The sequence below is a fragment of the Streptomyces sp. NPDC029159 genome, from assembly GCF_055564055.1.
Map to the genome: position 1 here is coordinate 35,629 of NZ_JBVHWT010000006.1, position 17,281 is coordinate 52,909.

Consider the following 17,281-nt stretch of genomic DNA (forward strand, 5'->3'; position numbering starts at 1 on the left):
GAACGCCCCACGGTCAGTGGGGGGTGGCAGGCCGCAGCGCCGGCCGGGCGGGCCGGGCCTTCACCAGGTATGCGGCGACCCCGGTGACGGTCGGGGCGCGGAAGAATTCGCGGACCGGCAGCTCCAGCCCCAGGGTCGAACGCACCCGGGAGATCAGCTGGGTCGCCAGCAGCGAATGCCCGCCCAGGGCGAAGAAGTTGTCGTCGATGCCGACCGAGTCCCGGCCGAGCACCTTGGCGAACAGTTCGCTGAGCACCTCCTCGTTCGCCGTACGCGGGCCGGTGGTGGTCGGCGCCGTACCCCGCGACGGAGCCGGGGATTCGGTGACGGCTCCGGACCGCCGGTCCTGGACGGGTGGTACGTCGAGGTCGGCGACCAGCCGTTCCGGGTCCTCGGCCACCTGCGTCAGCAACCTGCGCAGGCCGTCAGCGAGCCGCTCGCCCGTCGAGGCGTCGAACAGTGCGGTCGAGTACGTCAAGGCCCCGACCAGCCCGGCCGGCGCTCCGTCCTGGTCGAGCCGCTCCTCCACATCGATGACCAGGTCGAATTTCGCGGTGGTCGACGGGACCGGCCATTCGGTCGCCCGCAGACCGGGGAATTCCGGACCGGCGGTCGCGTGCTGGAGCTGGACCATGATTTGGAAGAGCGGGTGGCGACTGGGCGAGCGTGGTGGATTCACCTCTTCGACCAGCCGCTCGAACGGGACGTCCTGGTGCTCGTAGGCCGCGAGGTCGGTGGCCCGGACGCGACGGAGCAGCTCCGCGAAGCTCGGGTTCGCCGAGACGTCGGTCCGCAGGACCACCGTGTTGACGAAGAACCCGACGACCTCGTCGGCCGCGTCGTCCGTCCGGCCGGCCACCGGGGTGCCGATCGGAATGTCCGTCCCCGCGCCCAGCCTGCTGAGCAGGGCGGCGAATCCGGCTTGGAGCACCATGAACAGCGTGCAGTGGTGCTCCTTGGCGACCGCGAGCAGGCTTCGATGGAGGTCGGGCCCCCACGCGACGTCCGCCGATCCTCCTGCGTAGTAGTCGCCGGTCTCGGGCCGGGGGCGGTCCGTCGGCAAGGTCAATTCCGCCGGGAGATCGGCCAACTGGGCGCGCCAGTGGCTCAGCTGACGGGACACCACGCTGTCCTGGTCTTCCTCACTGCCCAGCAGATCCCGTTGCCACAGGGCGTAATCGGCGTATTGCACCGGCAGCTCGTCCCACTGTGGGGCGTCGCGCCGCGTGCGGGCGGCGTAGGCGGTGGAAAGGTCGCGCAGGAGCGGTCCGAGCGACCAGCCGTCGCAGATGATGTGGTGGAACACCAGCAGCAGGACGTGGTCCTCCTGGCCCGTCGTGAACAGGTGGGCGACCATGGGAGGCTGTGTGACCAGATCGAACGGATGGTCCGCGGCCACGCGGATCGCCGCCTCGACCTCGGCCTCGGGCACCTCTCGGTGGACCAGTTCCGGCCGGACCGCTCCCGGCGCGAGCACCGACTGCACCGGCCGGCCGTCACGGTCGACGAAAACCGTCCGCAGACTCTCGTGCCGGTCCGTGACATCGGACAACGCCTGTTCGAGAACTCCCCGATCCAGCGGACCGGACAGGCGCAGAGCGACGGGAAGGTTGTAGCTGGTGCCTGTTTCCTCCCACTGGCTCAAGAACCACAGCCGCTGCTGGGCGAAGGACAGCGGCAGCACGTTCGGGCGTTTCCCCGGCCGGAGCGCCGGCCTGCCGGGGAGATTTTCGTCAAGACCGGCCGCCAGCCCGGCCACGGTCGGGGTACTGAACAGCAGACGGGCAGGGAGTTCCACGCCCAGCACGGAGCGCACCCTGCTGCTCAGCCGCACAGCCAGCAGGGAGTGGCCGCCGAGATCGAAGAAGCCGTCGTCGATCCCCACCGCGTCGCGGCCGAGCACTTCCGCGAACAGCCCGCACAGGAGCTCCTCGCGGAGATCGCGCGGCGCGCGCCGGGTGCCGGTGGGGTACGCCGGTTTCGGCAGCGCGGCGCGGTCGAGTTTCCCGTTCGGTGTCAACGGCAGTTCCTCGATCACCACGATCGCGGCGGGCACCATGTAGTCCGGCAGGTTCTGCCGTACGAACTCACGCAGTTGTTTCACGTCGAGTTCGGTGTTCCGCGCGAGCACATATCCGACGAGACGGTTGTCCCCGGGCCGGTCCTCGCCCAGGACCGCCACCGCGTGTACGACGCCCTCGTGGCGGGCCAGTGCCGCCTCGACCTCGCCGAGTTCGACCCGGAAACCGCGGATCTTCACCTGGTCGTCGGCCCGGCCGAGGAATTCCAGCGCGCCGTCGTCGGTCCACCGGACCAGGTCACCCGTGCGGTACATGCGCTGTCCCGGCCGGAACGGGTTCGCCACGAACCGCTCCGCGGTCAGGCCGGGACGGTTCACGTAACCGCGCGCCAACTGGGCGCCCGCGACGTACAGTTCGCCGATCACCTTCGGCGGGACGGGACGCAGCCGCGGGTCGAGCACGAACACGTCCACTCCGGCGATCGGACGGCCGATCAGGGGGCGGTCGCTGTCGTCCGACGTCCAGAAGAGGGAGTCCACCGTGGTCTCGGTCTGTCCGTAGATGTTGTAGACGGTGATCCCCTCGGTTTCCCGGATCCGCGTCCACAGCTTCTCGCCCACCGTTTCCGCACCGGTCATCAGCACCGCCGGCGGCGTTCCGGCCGGATCGAGCATGCCCTGCTGGATCAGCTCTTCGGCGTAGCTGGGCATCACGTCGAGAGCGTCGATGCCGCACCGGTCCATGTACCGGGCCATGGCGGCGGGGTCGCGGCGGGTGTCGTCGCCGATCAGGTGGAGTTCGTGACCGACGGCCTGCCACAGCAGACCGACGACCGAGGTGTCGAAGGAGAGGGAGGCGGTCAGCGCCATCCGGCAGCGCTGCGCACCTCGGGTCCGCTCGGCGGTGGCGATGACCTCCTCACGGTAGAAGGCGAGCAGATTGGCCAGCCCGCCGTGGGTCACCATCACGCCCTTGGGCAGGCCGGTCGACCCCGAGGTGTACACGACGTACGCCGGGTGCTCCGGGGTGATCGCGATGTCGAGTTCTTCCGATGATTCGCCGTCGAGCGCGGGACCGTCGATGAGCACCGGTTCGCGTGCGGGCAGCGACTCGGCGGATTCGCTGTCGGTGACGACCAGGGCGGCGGCGGAGTCCTCCAGCAGGTGGGCGATCCGCCGGGCCGGGTACGCCAGGTCGACGAAGAGGAACGCGGCGCCCGCCTTCAGTACCGCCAGGAGCGCGACCACCAGGCCCATGGACCTGGGCAAGGCCACCGCCACCACCCGGTCCGGGCCCGCGCCCCGGTTCACGAGGTGGCGGGCGAGCCGGGTGGCGCGTGCGTCGAGCTCGGCGTAGGTCAGCGCGGTGTCCTCGAAGACCAGCGCCGTCGCGTCCGGTGTGCGGGCGACCTGCTCCCGGAACGCGTCGGGCAGGAACACAGGTCGCTGCGCGAGCGCGGGCACGGGACGTGCGGCGAGGAAGCGCCGCCGTTCCTCGTCCGAGAGCACGTCGACAGCGCTGATCGGTCGTTCCGGGGCGGCGAGCACCTGTTCCAGCAGCCGTCGCAGGCGCGTCACGAGCTGTTCGGCGGTGGTCCGGTCGAACAGTTCCTCGGCATACTCGAGGTAGCCGGTCAGCCCGGCCGGTGCTCCCGCGGCGTCGCGCTCGTCCACCAGTTCAAGACTGAGGTCGAACTTGGCGACGTCCCAGGTCACCGGGGCTCGTTCGCTCTCCAGTCCGGCGAAGGCCGGGGTGGTGGTCTCGGCGTGCTGCACCTGGAGCATGACTTGGAACAGGGGGTTCCGGGACAGCGACCGCTCGGGCTGCAGGACCTCGACGAGACGCTCGAAGGGGACGTCCTGGTGTCCGAACGCCTCCAGGTCGGTGTCCCGGACCCGTCGCAGCAGTTCCGCGAACCCGGGATCGCCTGCGGTGTCGGTGCGCAGCACCAGGGTGTTGACGAAGAACCCGACCAGGTCGTCGAGCGCGCTGTCCGACCGGCCCGCCACCGGGGTGCCGAAGGGGATGTCGGTGCCCGCGCCCATACGGGTCAGCAGTGCCGCGAAACCCGCCTGCAGCACCATGAACAGCGTGCAGCCGGCGGACCTGGCAAGTTCGAGCAGCCTGCGGTGCAGCTCCGGCTCCCAGTGGACGGCCACGGTCCCGCCGGACTGCGCCGCCACCGCGGGGCGCGGCCGGTCCACCGGCAACGTCAGTTCCGCCGGCAGTGCGGCCAACTGCTGCTGCCAGTAGCTCAACTGACGTGACATCAGGCTGTCCGCGTCCTCGGCGTTGCCGAGCAGCTCTCGCTGCCACAGTGTGTAGTCGGCGTAGCCCACGGGCTGCGCCGGCCAGTCCGGTGCGCTCCCGTCGCATCGGGCGGTGTACGCCAGGCCGAGGTCCCTCAGCAGCGGACGCAGGGACCATCCGTCGGCCGCGATGTGCTGAATGACCAGCAGCAGGACGTGCTGCTCCGGGCCGAGCACGAACAGCGTGGCCCGGACGGGTGCGTGTGCGGTGAGGTCGAACCGGTGGCGGACCCGCTCCGCCGTGGCGTCGGCGAGGTCTGCCGGTGCCACCTCGACGACCTCGATCCCGGGAACCGAGTCCAGAATGACCGGGTGCGGCTCACCACTTTCCTCGGGGAAGATCGTGCGCAGGCTTTCGTGCCGTTCCGCCACGTCGGCGAAGGCCTGTGCCAGAGCGTCCCTGTCCACCGCCCCGGTGAGACGGACCGCGACGGGCACGTTGTACGTTCCTTCGTCGCGCTCCATCCGGTTCAGGAACCACAGACGTCGCTGGGCGAACGACAGCGGTACGGGCTCCGCTCCTGCCCGGGCGGTCAGCGCGGGGCGCGCGGCTCCGGTCAGCCGGGCCAGTCCGGCCACCGTGGGTTCGGCGAACAGGTCCCGGATCTCGAACCCCTCCCCCAGGACCGACCGGATCCGGGAGAGCAGCCGGAGCGCCAGCAGGGAGTGCCCTCCCAGGTCGAAGAAGTGATCGTCGATCCCCACGCGGGGCACCCCGAGCACTTCGGCGAAGAGTTCGCACAGGATCTCCTCACGCGGACTCCGCGGCTCCCGCACGGCGTGCGCGGCCCGGTCCGGCTCCGGCAGCGCGGCCCGGTCGAGCTTCCCGTTCACCGTCGTCGGCATGGTCTCGAGCTCGACCACCGCGGCGGGGACCATGTAGTCGGGCAGGCTGTCCGACGCGAACCGGCGAAGTTCCCGGCCCGTGAGGCCGGCGGACCGGGCCACGACATACGCGACCAGGCGCTGGTCACCCGGCCGGTCCTCCCGGAGGACGACCGCGGCTTGCATCACCTCGGGGTGGCCGGCCAGCACCGCCTCGACCTCGCCGGGCTCCACGCGGAAGCCCCGGATCTTCACCTGGGCGTCCGCGCGGCCGACGTACTCCAGCTCCCCGTCGGCGGTCCACCGGGCCAGGTCACCAGTCCGGTACATGCGCTCCCCCGCCGAGAACGGGCAGGCCACGAACCTCTCGGCGGTCAACGCGGGGCGCCCGGTGTATCCCCTGGCGAGCTGGATCCCGCCCAGGTACAGCTCGCCCACCACCCCCGGCGGCACCGGCCGCAGCCCGCCGTCCAGCACATACGCCGCCACATTGGCCAGCGGCCGGCCGATCGGCACCGAACTTCCCTCATCGCCACGGCGGCACTGCCAGTAGGTCGCGTCGACGGCGGCTTCGGTCGGTCCGTAGAGGTTGTGCAGTTCGGTGGAGCCGAGCGTGCTGAACAGTTCACGTGGTGTTTCCGCGGACAGAGCCTCACCGCTGGAGATGATGTGGCGCAGGCTCGTGCAGCCGGCCGCGCCGGGCTCCCGGAGGAACGCTTGCAACATCGAGGGCACAAAATGTGTGACGGTCACCGATTCACGCTGGATCAGCTCGGCCAGATAGGCGGGGTCACGGTGTCCGCCGGGCTTCGCCACCACCAGGCTCGCCCCGGAGATCAGCGGCCAGAAGAACTCCCACACCGATACGTCGAAACCGGCCGGGGTCTTCTGCAGCACCCGATCGGCGTCGGTGAGCCGGTACTGGGCCTGCATCCACAGCAGACGGTTGACGATGGCCGCGTGCGGGACCACGACCCCCTTGGGCCGCCCGGTGGATCCGGAGGTGAAGATGACATAGGCGGGGTGCGCCGGGCTCGGTCGCACCGGCCGGGCGGGGACCTGCGCGATCGGCTCGTCGAGCAGCAGCTTCGGTGGGGAGCCGGGGAGGGCGCCGGCGCTCTTCGAGTCGGTCAGTACGAGGATCGGCCCGGCATCCGCGACCATCGCGGCGATCCGCCCGGCGGGGTGGTCCAGATCCACCGGAAGGTAGGCCGCGCCCGATTTGACGGTGGCGAGGATCGCGACCACCAGTTCCACCGAACGGGGCAGCGCCACGGCCACGACCCGGTCCGGGCCCGCGCCTCGGTGGGCGAGCTGCGCCGCCAGCCGATCCACTCGTTCGTCCAGCTCGGCGTAGCTCAGTTGCTCGTCGGACGCCACCAGGGCCGTCGCGTCCGGCGTGCGTCGGACCTGCTCCGACCACAGGTCGGCAAGCGTCACCTCGGGCAGCTCGACCGCGGTGTCGTTCCACTGCCGTACGACCCGGTCGTGCTGCTCGGGCGACAGCATGGTCAGCGCGGAGAGCGGCCGGTCCGGATCCTGGGCCACCTGCTCGAACAGCAGCACAAGCCGGTCGGCGATCTCGGCCGCCCGGTCGGCGGTGAACAGGTCCGGGCGGTAGTGCAGGCGCAGCGCGAGCCGCTCGCCCGGTTCGACGGCGAGGGTCAGCGGATAGTGCGCGCTGTCACGGAAGGTGACGCCCACCTCCAGTTCACCGTCGGGCGAGTCGACCTTGTAGTCGTGCATCGGGAAGTTGTCGAAGACCACGTTGGTGTCGAAGAGCGCGGTCGGGGACCCGGTCAGGGCCTGGATCTCCGTCAGGCCGAGGTGGTCGTGGTCGAGCGATGCGGCGCGCCCCGCCTGGATCTGGTCGAACAGCGCGCTCGCCGAGGCCGCCCGGTCCAGCCGCGCCCGTACCGGAACCGTGTTGATGAACATCCCGATCATCGAGTCCGCGCCGGTCAGCTCTGCCGGACGGCCGCTGACCGTCGAGCCGAACACCACATCGTCACGTCCGGTGAGCGAACCGACCAGGAGGGCCCAGACCCCTTGGCACACCGTGTTGAGCATGACGTGGTTCCGGCGGGCGTGCGCGGTCAGCAGCGCCGTCGTCTCCGACGGCAGCAGCACTGCCACCTCCTCCGGCGGCGGGCCGCTCCGGGAATCGGCGGGCGCGACGCACGTGGGCTCGGTGACGCCCTCCAGGGCCGCCGCCCAGTGCCGCTCCGCGCCTGCCCGGTCCTGTTCCGCCAGCCATGCCAGGTAGTCCCGGTACGGACGCACCGACGGCAGGCCGGCGGTACCGCCCGCCTGGGAATACACCGCGAACAGCTCCTGGAACAGCAGGGCGAAGGACCACCCGTCCAGCAGGAGGTGGTGGGCGGTCACCAGCAGCCGGTGGCGGCGGGCGGTGTGCCGGACGAGAGTGAACCGGATCAACGACGATCCGCCGACGTCGATGCCCCGGGCCCAGTCCTGCTCGGTCAGTTCGGCGATCCGCTCCGGTGCGCCTTCCTGACCGATCTCCATCTCCCGCCAGTCCAGCGGGACATCGCGGCGGACCACCCGTATCGGTTCGCCTGTCTTTCGGTACCGGAATCCGGACCGCAATGTGGCGTGGCGCCGTATCACGGTGTCCGCGGCCGCCCTCAGAAGCGCGGAATCCACCGTCCCGTCGAGGTCCACCGCGAATTGCGCGAGGTATGGGCTGTGCTTTTCCCGGTCGAACAGCGCGTGAAAGAGGAGACCTTCCTGCAAGGGCGACAGGGGAAGGATGTCCTCGACTACCGATGGGTTCATCTTCAGTGTCAACTTCCTCAGAGGGCCCGCAGGTCGGATTCGATCTCTTCGAGTTCGTGCTGGCTGAGCGAGCTCAGGGTCAGGTCGGACGGGGTGAGTCCGCCCGCTCCGGGTTCGCGGGCGTGCGCGACCAGGGTCCGGAGCATCCGGAACCACGATTCCGCCAGCTCGCGGGTGTCCGCCTCGGACACGACGCTGTCGGCCCAGGTCCAGGTGGCCCGTAGCACCGGGCCGTCCGCCCGGTCCACCGTGGCCACGTTGACCTCGATGCTGTGGGCCATGGGCATGCCTGATCCCGTGTCGTCCAAGCCGGTCCCGTACTCCGGTACGACCGACCAGTCGTCGTCCGAGACCTCGAAACGACCCAGGTAGTTGAAGACGAACTCCGGCTGGGCCGCCTTCTCCAGCAGCGCACCCGTTTGCGGGTTCAGATAGCGAAGGAGGCTGTACCGGGCTCCCTTGTGGGGGATGCCGCGCACCTGCTCCTTGACCCGCTTCACCGCGTTCCCCATCGCCTCCCCGGCGGCGTGCGCATCCGTCCGGTCCGGTTCGCCCAGGTCGAGCCTGATCGGGAAGAGGCTGGTGAACCAGCCGACGGTCCGGGAGAGATCCATCTCCGCGAGTGCCTCTTCCCTGCCGTGGCCTTCCAGGTGCAGCAGTGCGGTGCCGTCGCCCGCCGTGCCGCGTCCGCGGTGCCAGTCGCCCATCGCCTGCGCGAGACCGGCGAGGAGTACGTCGTTGATACCGGCGTGGAACAGCGACGGCACCGTGGTCAGCAACGCCTCCGTGAACTCGGCCGGCAGGGACTCGGTGAAACTCCGGTCCCGGCTCTCCACGTCCTGACCGGGCACCCTCGCCCGGTCGCCGAACCGGGCGGCGCCGGGCCGCAGCCGTTCGAGCCAGCCGGGGAGTTCCGCGACAGTGGCCTGCGCGTGCGCCTGCTCGCCGAGTACGTCGGCCCAGCGGCGGAACGAGGCCGGCACCGGATCGAGAGTGAGGGCGGCACCCTTCTCGACGGCCTGCCAGGCCGTCGCGAGATCGGCGGCCAGGATGCGCCAGGAAATCGAGTCGATGGCCAGATGATGGACGACCAGGGCGAGCAGGCCCTGGCGATCCGGTCCGGCATCGAACCACACGGCCTGGAGGACGTTGCCCTCCTGGGGGCGCAGCCTGTCGCGCGCCGCGTCCGACTCCTGTCGCACCAGCGCGGCCCACTCCTCCTCGGGGCGCCCCGCCACATCTGTCCGCCGGACGGCCGAGGCCGCGTCGACCGCGCCCACCGGCCGGGTCTCCAGCGCCCAGTCCGCCTCGTCGCCCAGCACGGACAGCCGCAGGCGCAGGATGTCGTGGTGGTCGAGCAGAGCCTGCACCATCGACATCAGACGGGGTTCCGTCAGCCCGGAAGGCGTGCGCAGGACCGCGAACTGGTTGTAGGTGTCGACCACGCCACCGCGTTCCCGGAACCAGTGCATGATCGGAGTGATGGCGACCGGTCCCACCCCGCTGTCCGCGACGGGCGCCGGCTCCTGGGCCGGCGTGGTGGCCGTCTGCGCCAGTGCTGCCATGTCCCGCCGCGTCAGCACATCGCCGACGGTGATCCGCAGACCGGCTTTCCGTGCCCGGCTGACGAGTTGCATGGCGATGATGCTGTCTCCGCCGAGCGCCACGAACCCGTCGTCGATCCCGACGTCGCTCACCCCGAGGACGTCGGCGACCAGCTGGCAAAGGACGCGCTGGTGACGGGTGACCGGAGTTCTCCCGGCCACACTCGAATTCGCTTCTTCGGAAGGGCTGGTCACGTATTCCCTCATTCCGGGGCCGGTCTGGAATCAGGAACGAAGTTAGCGAGCGGCGCTCGCCACCGGCGGCAGTCGGAGCGGCAATTCGTGGGAGCACCGCGAAGGAACGCAGGCGAATTGCCGGTGTGATTGCCGCCGGCCGCGACGGCGCACGCCGACGATGACATGCGCGATGTTCGGACGGAATCACATGGAGAAGAGGTTCAGCGGTGACAATCCAGCAACCGGCCCAGCCGGCGGTCGACCTTGCGATGTTCGGCGGTGGCCGGGCCGTCCCCAGGGAACTCGGGATCAAGCCCTGGCCGATGGTGACCGATCAGGACGAGCGGGCGGTCCATCGGGTACTGAGGTCCGGCCGGTTCACCTCCGCCTCGTCGGGGGAGCAGGAGATCGCGGGCCTGGAGCGGGAGTGGGCGCAGTACGTCGGCACGGAGCGCTGTGTGGCGGTGAGCAACGGAACCGCCGCGCTGTCGGTCGCGCTGAGCGCCGCGGGGGTGGAGCCTGGCGACGAGGTCATCGTGCCCGCCCTGAGCTTCATCGGCAGCGCCACCGCTCCGCTCCATCTCCTGGCCGTACCGGTGTTCGTGGACATCGACCCCGTCACGTTCAATCTGGACCCCGCGGCGCTGGAGGCCGCGATCACCAGCCGGACCAAGGCGATCGTCGTGGTCCATCTGCACGGTCTGCCCGCCGATCTGGACCGGATCACCGAAATCGCCGCCCGGCACGGGGTCACCGTGATCGAGGACGCCGCGCAGGCGCACGGCGCCCGGTACCGGGACCGGCCCGTGGGCTCGATCGGCGCGGTGAACACCTTCAGCCTCAACGTCAGCAAGAACCTCGCCACCTGCGGTGAGGGCGGCCTGATCACCACCGATGACGCGGACGTGGCGACGAGGGCGACCATGCTGCGGCAGTTCGGTGAACTCATTCCGGCAGGCGGCGAGCGCAGCTACGTGGCGCATCTGCTGGGCTGGAACTGCAAACCGAACGCGATACAGGCGGCCTTCACCCGTAGCCGTCTCGCTCAACTCCCCGCCGAAATGGCCGTCCGCGAGGAGAACGTCGGCCGGCTGCTGGGACGGCTGGCCGCGTATCCCGGCTTCCAGGTGCCCGAGGTCCCACAGGACCGCACCCATGCCTGGCACATCCTGCGCATCCGGGTGAGTCCCGCCGCCTTCGGGCTGGCCGACGAGTTCGCGGGCCCGCTGCGCTCCGTCGTGCAGCGGGCCCTGCGTGCCGAAGGGGTGCCCGCCGTGCCCTACCAGCTGCAGCCGTTGCCCGCGCAGCGGGTCTTCACCGGCCGCCGCGGGTTCGGTGCCTACCCGTGGGCGTTGCCCGGCGTCGTGGACCGCCCTTACCGTCCTGAGGACTTCCCGGCCACCCTGCGGGTCCTCGACGACTCCTTCACGATCCAGAAGGCGCACCTGCACCCGGATTCGGGACCGTTGCTCGACCGGTACGCCGACGCGTTCGAGAAGGTCTGGCACCACCGCGAGGCGCTGTCCGCCATCGCCGCGACGACGGACTACACACCGCACTGGGAACGCGCCGCGGAGATCGCGGACACCGAATGGGCCGGAGCGTTCCACGCCCGATGACCTCGACCCACTCCATCCCGTGATCCGATCGGGGATCACGGGGTGGAGTGGGTCGAGGGCCGGTCCGGGCCGCCGGGGTCACTTCGACGCCGGGGGCTCAAGCCAGCAGCCGGCGCACATGCTCGGTCACCGTCGCTCCGGAGATCCCGTTGCGCGCCAGGAGGTGCCGGTGTCCCCCGGTACCGGCGGCGAACCGGTCGGCGACCGCCACCCGCCGTACCGGACAGGCGACACCCAGGTCGGCCACGACCTCGGCCACTGCGGAACCGAGGCCCCCGGCCGCCCAGTGTTCTTCGACGGTGACGATGCCGCGCGTGCGGGTGGCGGCCGCGACGATCGCCTCCTGGTCGAGCGGTTTGACCGTGTGCATGTTGAGCACGGCCACGTCGATCCCGTCGCGGGCCAGTTCGTCGGCGGTCTCGACCGCGGTGAGCACGGGATGCGGTCCGGTGGCGATCAGCGTCACGTCGGATCCCCGGCGCAAGGACTGCGCGACCCCGATCCGCACCGGATCCGCCCCCGGCGCAAGGCTCGGCGTCGCGCCGCGCCCGAGGCGCAGGTACACCGGTCCCGGCAGCTCGGCGCCGGCCCGGACCAGGGTCTCGGTGGCGGGGCCGTCCGCGGGCACCAGCACCGTCATGTTCGGCAGCATCCGCATGACGGCGAGGTCTTCCAGCGCATGGTGGGTGGAGCCGAGGTGGCCGGCGGAGAGCCCCCCGTGGGTGGCGACGATCCGTACCGGCAGGTTGTTCCAGGCGATGTCGAGCTTCACCGCTTCCAGCGCCCGGGTGGCGGCGAAGGTCGCCATGGTGTTGACGAAGGGGATCCGGCCGGACCTGGCCAGTCCCGCCGCCACACCCATCAGGTTCTGTTCCGCGATACCGAGGTTGAGATACCGCCGCGCGCTCTCGCCCCATGAGGTGGCGGAGAACAGGCCGGTGTCGCTGTCCAGGCACACATGGCGTTCGTCCTCGCCGAGCAGATCGACCAGTACGTCCCGGTACACCTCCCGGGCCGCGCGGGCCTCGTCGGACGCGGTGGGTTCGGTTGTCACAACGGACATGTCGTCTCCGTTCAGGGCCGTTCGCCGCGCATCACCGCGGCACGGGCACGCCGGTGCCCGCGCTCGGTCAGCCGGACGTAGTGGCTGCGGGCCTGGCCCTCGACATAGGGCAGTCCTTTGCCCTTGACCGTGCGGGCCAGCAGCACGGTCGGTCTGCCCGGGATGTGCGGGATACGCGACAGGGCCGTCCGCAACTGGTCCGGCTCGTGCCCGTCGACCTCGAGTACCGTCCACCCGAAACTGCGCCAACGGTCCCCGAGTGGCTCAAGGCCCAGGGTCTCTTCCGTGTCACCGCTGATCTGCAGTCCGTTGCGGTCCACGATCGCCACCAGCCGGTCCAGCCCCTGGGCGCCGGCCGCCATCGCGGCCTCCCAGACCGAGCCCTCCTGCAGTTCGCCGTCGCCGAGCACGACAAAGCAACGCCGGTCGCTCCCGTCCAACCGTGCGGCGAGCGCGAAGCCGACACCGAGCGGCAGTCCGTGCCCGAGTGACCCGGTCGGCATCTCGACCCCGGGGACGGCCGGATTCGGGTGTGCGGTGAACATGCTGTCCGGAGCGCCGTAGCTCGCCAGCAGTTCCGCGGGGAAGAAGCCCCGCTCCGCCAGGACCGCGTACAGTCCGATCGCGCCGTGTCCCTTGCTCAGCAGCAGGATGTCCCGGTCCGGCGCCTGCGGCCTCCGCGGGTCGATCCTCAGCACGTGGCGGTAGAGCGTCACCAGGATCTCGACCATGGACATCGATCCGCCGAGGTGGCCGCCCTCCGGGTTGGCGCACATCTGCACAATGAGTTCCCGTGCCGTGCGCGCGTGATCGTCACTCATCGGTTCTCTCCGGTGAAATGCTCATCCAGTTCGGCCAGGGCACGGGTCAGCACCCCGATGCCGAACAGGTAATCGGAAAGTTTGATGTGTTCCCGGTCGGAATGATCCAGACTGCTGTCCCCCGGCCCGTAGGTGGCCATCGGCACCGTCCACTTCTCCGCCAGTGTGTTCATGTCGGAGGTACCGGTCTTCACCTTCGCCCTCGGGCTGCCGCCCTGCGCGCGGATCGCGACCGACAGCGCCCGCACCGCCGGGTCGTTGCGGCCGGTGCGGCAGGCGCGCACCGTGTTGACGACCTGGAGCGTGCCCGGGGCCAGTCGCTCGGACAACACGGCCACCAGGCCCTCGCTGTCGAAACCCGGGGGAGTCCGGATACTGAACTCCGCGGTGGCGGACGTCAGTCCACCGTTGATCGACGTCAAGGTCGGGCCAGGAGTGTCGAACCGGGCGTGGCTCGCCTCCGGGCCGAGCAGGTCCAGCAGCTCCGTCCACGCCCGAGCCGCCAGTTCGGACGCCTTGGGCACGGCGTTGCTGGGATGGGTCGCCTCGCACCGCACGTGGTAGCGGAGGTCGATCTTTCCCTTGTATCCCAGGACGACCGTGTCGCAGCCACTGGGCTCGCCGATGATCAGCGCGTCCGGCGGCTCGTGCGTACGGCGGATCTCCACCGCGCCCCGGGACATCGTGGTCTCCTCCTCCACCGCGCCCACGACCACGACCCGGCCGCGGAACCCGGTGCTGGCGGCGGCCGCGCAGATCATCGTGGCGAGCGGCCCCTTGGCGTCGACCGAACCCCTGCCGTACAGGCGATCGCCGTCCACGCGCACCGGGATGTCCCCCGGCACGGTGTCCATGTGCCCGAGCAGCATCACCGTCGGCCCCGGGCCATGCCGGATCTCCCCGACCGCGTTTCCCGCCTCGTCGATCCACGCGGCGAGACCGGCTCCGCGCATGGCATCCACCACGTGAGCGGCCAGCTCCGACTCGGCGAAGGACGGTGAGGGAATCTTCAGCATGCCGTGGAGCAGTTCGACCGCGGCCGTGTCCGAAAAAATCGTCACTCTTCCTCCAGCAGCACTTCGGTGCACGAGCCCGCCAGGGCCTCCTGGACCGGATGCGGTCGACGGCCGTCCGCGATCAGGACGCGCTGCACACCGGACAGCAGCGCCTCCCGGGCCGCGATCAGCTTGATCCCCATACCTCCGGTGACGACCGGAGGTGTCCCGCGGCGGGGAACCCGGCAGACGGGGAGCACCGACCGTTCGTCGTGCCGGTCGGCCAGCACCCCGTTCGTCCCGGTGAGCAGCACAAGGGTGCTCGCCCGGACGGCGCCCGCGACGGCCGCAGCGGCGCGGTCCGCGTCCGTGTTGACCACCCGGCCGTCCTCGGCCACGGCAGGCGGCGACACCACAGGCAGCAGCCCCGACGCGAGCAGCGTGGACACCAGGTCGCCGTTGACCGCGGTGATCCGTCCACTGTGGTCGTCCCTGACCACGACCCGGCGTCCGTCGACGACTGCCCGGTGCGCCGACTTGCGAGCAGCCACGAGGAGTCCGGCGTCCAAGCCGGTCAGCCCGACCGCGCTCACTCCGCATGCGCGCAGGGCGGCCAGCAGGCGGGGTTTGACGGAGCCGGCCAGCGCCAGCTGCACCACTTCGAGAGTCTGCTCGTCGGTGTACCGGGTCGACACCCCGTCCGGGGCGACGAGCCGACGGGAAGGCACTCCGAGGCGTTCGGCGAGCCTGTCGATGTCCGCCGAACCGCCGTGGGCGAGGATCACCGGCCTGCCGCCGCGATGCACGGCGGCGACATCCGCACAGATCGCCTCCGACCGCACAGCGGCGTTCCCGCCGCATTTGACCACAAGTATGTCCCGCATTCGCTTTATCAGCCTCACGTCAGTTCGGGTGCAGTCCGGGGAATTCCAGCCCTGTCCGCTCCGGCCAGCCGAAGCGGACGTTCAGGCATTGCACCGCGCCGCCCGCGCCGCCCTTGACCAGGTTGTCCAGTGCGCCGATCAGGACCGCGGTGCCGTCGTCCTCGGACACCGCGAACCCGACGTCGCAGAAGTTGGATCCGGTCAGGATCTTCGGCTCCGGGAGGCGGTACAGGCCCTGCCGCTGCGCGATGACCCGGACGAACGGCTCGTTCCCGTACGCCGCGCGGAACGCGGACCGGACGTCTCTCTCCGACACGCCGGACGCCAGTTTCGTGTGGCACAGCACCTGCACGCCGCGGACCGCCTCGACGCCGGTGGCGGTCATCCGCACGGTACGGTCCGTGGCCTGCGCGATCTCGGCCTCGTGCCGATGCCCGGAGGGAGCGAACACGCGGAGGGCACCGCTGCGTTCGGCATGGGCGCCGGCGCGGCCGCTGGAAGCGCCCGATCCGCTGGAACCGGTTCTGGCGTCCACCCGGACCGTGCCCTCGATCAACCCCGCCCCGGCCAGCGGCCGGACCGCGAGAATGCCGGCGGTGGCCATGCAACCGGGGACTGAGATCCGGTCGCTCGTGGCCAGTTGGGCGCGATGCCATTCAGGCAGTCCGGTGGTGAATTCGGGGATCAGATGCGGTGCGGTGTGCGTGGCCCCGTAGTAGGACGCGTAGATTTCGGGGTCTCGTAGGCGGAAATCGCCGGACAGGTCGATGACGGTCCCGGCCAGTTTCAGGAACTCGTCCATCCTTCCCATGGTTTCCCGATGCGGAGCGGCCAGGAAGAGCACATCGACATCGATACTGTCCAACGTGTCGTGGCCGACGAAGCACAGGTCGGTGTGGCCGCGCAGGTTGGGGTGCGGGCCGTCGACCCGGCGCCCGGCCAGGCGGTTCGAGCTGGCGGCCACGACGGTGACCCGTGGATGACCGTGCAGCAGGCGAAGCAGCTCGCCACCGATGTAGCCGGATGCCCCGACGATCGCTACTCGGAGCATGAGCGTGCCGTCTCCAGGAGATGGTCGACGATCCGGTCGGCGACGGACACCGCGTCACCGAGAGCCTGCTGCAGACCGGAGAACTCAACACCGTGGTTGACCTCCAGGACGAGGAGCTCTCCCGTCTCGTCCTCGATCAGATCGACACCGGCGATCTCGGCCTCCACGGCCTGCGCGGCCCTGACCGCGAGTTTCGCGATGTCCGGTGTCAGGGGGCACAGTTCACTCACCGCACCCCGCGCCACGTTGGTCCGCCAGTGCTCACTGCGCCGGTAGGTCGCGGCCAGCGCTTCGCCGCCCACCACGATCACCCGGATGTCCCGCCCCGGTTTGGCTATCCATTCCTGCAGGTAGACGATCCGCGCCTGGGGTGCGGGCAACGCGGCGACATACTCCAGCACGGTTTCCGCGGTCTGCCGGTCCGGCAACGCGGCGACCAGCCGGCCCCACGAACCTTGCAGCGGCTTCACCACAGCCGGATAGCCGATGCTCTCCAGAGCCGTCAGCGCGGCTTCCGGGGTCAGCCCGAGGGCCGTTCGCGGTGTCGGCAGCCCGGCTTCGACGAGTGCCGCGGACGTGCGCCACTTGTCCCCGCACAGCTCGGTCGCCCGCGCGGAATTGACCACCGTCGCACCCGCCGCCTCCAGCGCGTTGGCCGCGTACGTCGCCCTGGCGAGCCCGATCTCCCTGTTCAGCACGGTCGGCTGAGGGCCGCGGTCACCGAGTTGCTGCCACCACTCACGGCTGTCGAGGTACCGATGGGCGATCCCTCTGCGGCGGAGGGCTTCGAGGATCCTTTTCTCGCTGGCCCGCACACGGGACGCGAGGACCGCGAACGGCACGGCGCCGCTCACTCGCCCCAGTCCTCTTCGATCTCCGGCGCGAGCGCGGCCCGTATCGGATCCAGCGTGAGGATCTCCAATTCACTGGCGCATTCACCGCATTCCACTATCTCGCCGATCACCGGAGTTCCGGCGGGAACCACCGAGTTCTCGCATTCCGGGCAGGTGACCATTTCCGATCCTTTCGTCGACCGCCACAAGACACGGGTAAACGTATGGGCCGCGGCGGGCCCCGGTAGGCAGAATCAGCGGCAGTCTCAGCCGGCCCGGG

The 17,281-nt window shown here is 70.3% G+C and carries 10 protein-coding genes; 1 reads left to right on the forward strand and 9 read right to left on the reverse strand.

Annotated features, from left to right (window positions below):
* Positions 1–13 precede the first annotated feature (13 nt).
* The gene (locus ACZ4U4_RS14510; RefSeq protein WP_467873239.1) at positions 14–7,954 is read right to left on the reverse strand and encodes an amino acid adenylation domain-containing protein; all 7,941 of its coding nucleotides are present in this window, start codon (positions 7,952–7,954) and stop codon (positions 14–16) included.
* 17 nt (positions 7,955–7,971) lie between these two features.
* Positions 7,972–9,753 carry a condensation domain-containing protein gene (locus tag ACZ4U4_RS14515; RefSeq protein WP_467873242.1) on the reverse strand — a complete coding sequence of 594 codons (1,782 nt, stop codon included), beginning with the start codon at positions 9,751–9,753 and terminating at the stop codon, positions 7,972–7,974.
* Between the two features lie 209 nt (positions 9,754–9,962).
* Between ACZ4U4_RS14515 and ACZ4U4_RS14520 the strand changes: the two genes are divergently transcribed.
* Positions 9,963–11,354, forward strand: a complete 1,392-nt coding sequence (locus tag ACZ4U4_RS14520; protein ID WP_467873244.1) for a DegT/DnrJ/EryC1/StrS family aminotransferase — start codon at positions 9,963–9,965, stop codon at positions 11,352–11,354.
* A 97-nt stretch (positions 11,355–11,451) separates the two neighbouring features.
* Here the strand turns inward: ACZ4U4_RS14520 and ACZ4U4_RS14525 are convergent, their stop codons facing one another.
* Genes ACZ4U4_RS14525 through ACZ4U4_RS14555 form a run of 7 tightly spaced genes read right to left on the reverse strand, consistent with a single transcriptional unit; the run spans position 11,452 to position 17,183 of the window.
* Positions 11,452–12,417: a transketolase family protein gene (locus tag ACZ4U4_RS14525; RefSeq protein WP_467873247.1), complete on the reverse strand. Its 966-nt coding sequence runs from the start codon at positions 12,415–12,417 to the stop codon at positions 11,452–11,454.
* Between the two features lie 11 nt (positions 12,418–12,428).
* Positions 12,429–13,238 carry a transketolase gene (locus ACZ4U4_RS14530; RefSeq protein WP_467873249.1) on the reverse strand — a complete coding sequence of 270 codons (810 nt, stop codon included), beginning with the start codon at positions 13,236–13,238 and terminating at the stop codon, positions 12,429–12,431.
* A complete protein-coding gene (locus tag ACZ4U4_RS14535) occupies positions 13,235–14,299 on the reverse strand; it encodes a M20/M25/M40 family metallo-hydrolase (RefSeq protein WP_467873252.1) in 1,065 nt (354 codons plus the stop codon). Before ACZ4U4_RS14535 ends, ACZ4U4_RS14530 begins: the two co-directional genes overlap by 4 nt.
* On the reverse strand, positions 14,296–15,117 hold the full coding sequence (locus ACZ4U4_RS14540; protein WP_467873255.1) for a [LysW]-aminoadipate kinase: 822 nt from the start codon (positions 15,115–15,117) through the stop codon (positions 14,296–14,298). The genes ACZ4U4_RS14535 and ACZ4U4_RS14540 overlap by 4 nt, the downstream gene beginning before the upstream one ends.
* 19 nt (positions 15,118–15,136) lie before the next feature.
* Positions 15,137–16,168 (reverse strand): N-acetyl-gamma-glutamyl-phosphate reductase, encoded by a 1,032-nt coding sequence (gene argC, locus ACZ4U4_RS14545; protein WP_467873258.1) that lies wholly within the window; start codon positions 16,166–16,168, stop codon positions 15,137–15,139.
* Positions 16,156–17,022: a RimK family alpha-L-glutamate ligase gene (locus tag ACZ4U4_RS14550; protein WP_467873260.1), complete on the reverse strand. Its 867-nt coding sequence runs from the start codon at positions 17,020–17,022 to the stop codon at positions 16,156–16,158. Before ACZ4U4_RS14550 ends, argC begins: the two co-directional genes overlap by 13 nt.
* The gene (locus ACZ4U4_RS14555; RefSeq protein ID WP_073720752.1) at positions 17,019–17,183 is read right to left on the reverse strand and encodes a lysine biosynthesis protein LysW; all 165 of its coding nucleotides are present in this window, start codon (positions 17,181–17,183) and stop codon (positions 17,019–17,021) included. The genes ACZ4U4_RS14550 and ACZ4U4_RS14555 overlap by 4 nt, the downstream gene beginning before the upstream one ends.
* Positions 17,184–17,281 lie beyond the last annotated feature (98 nt).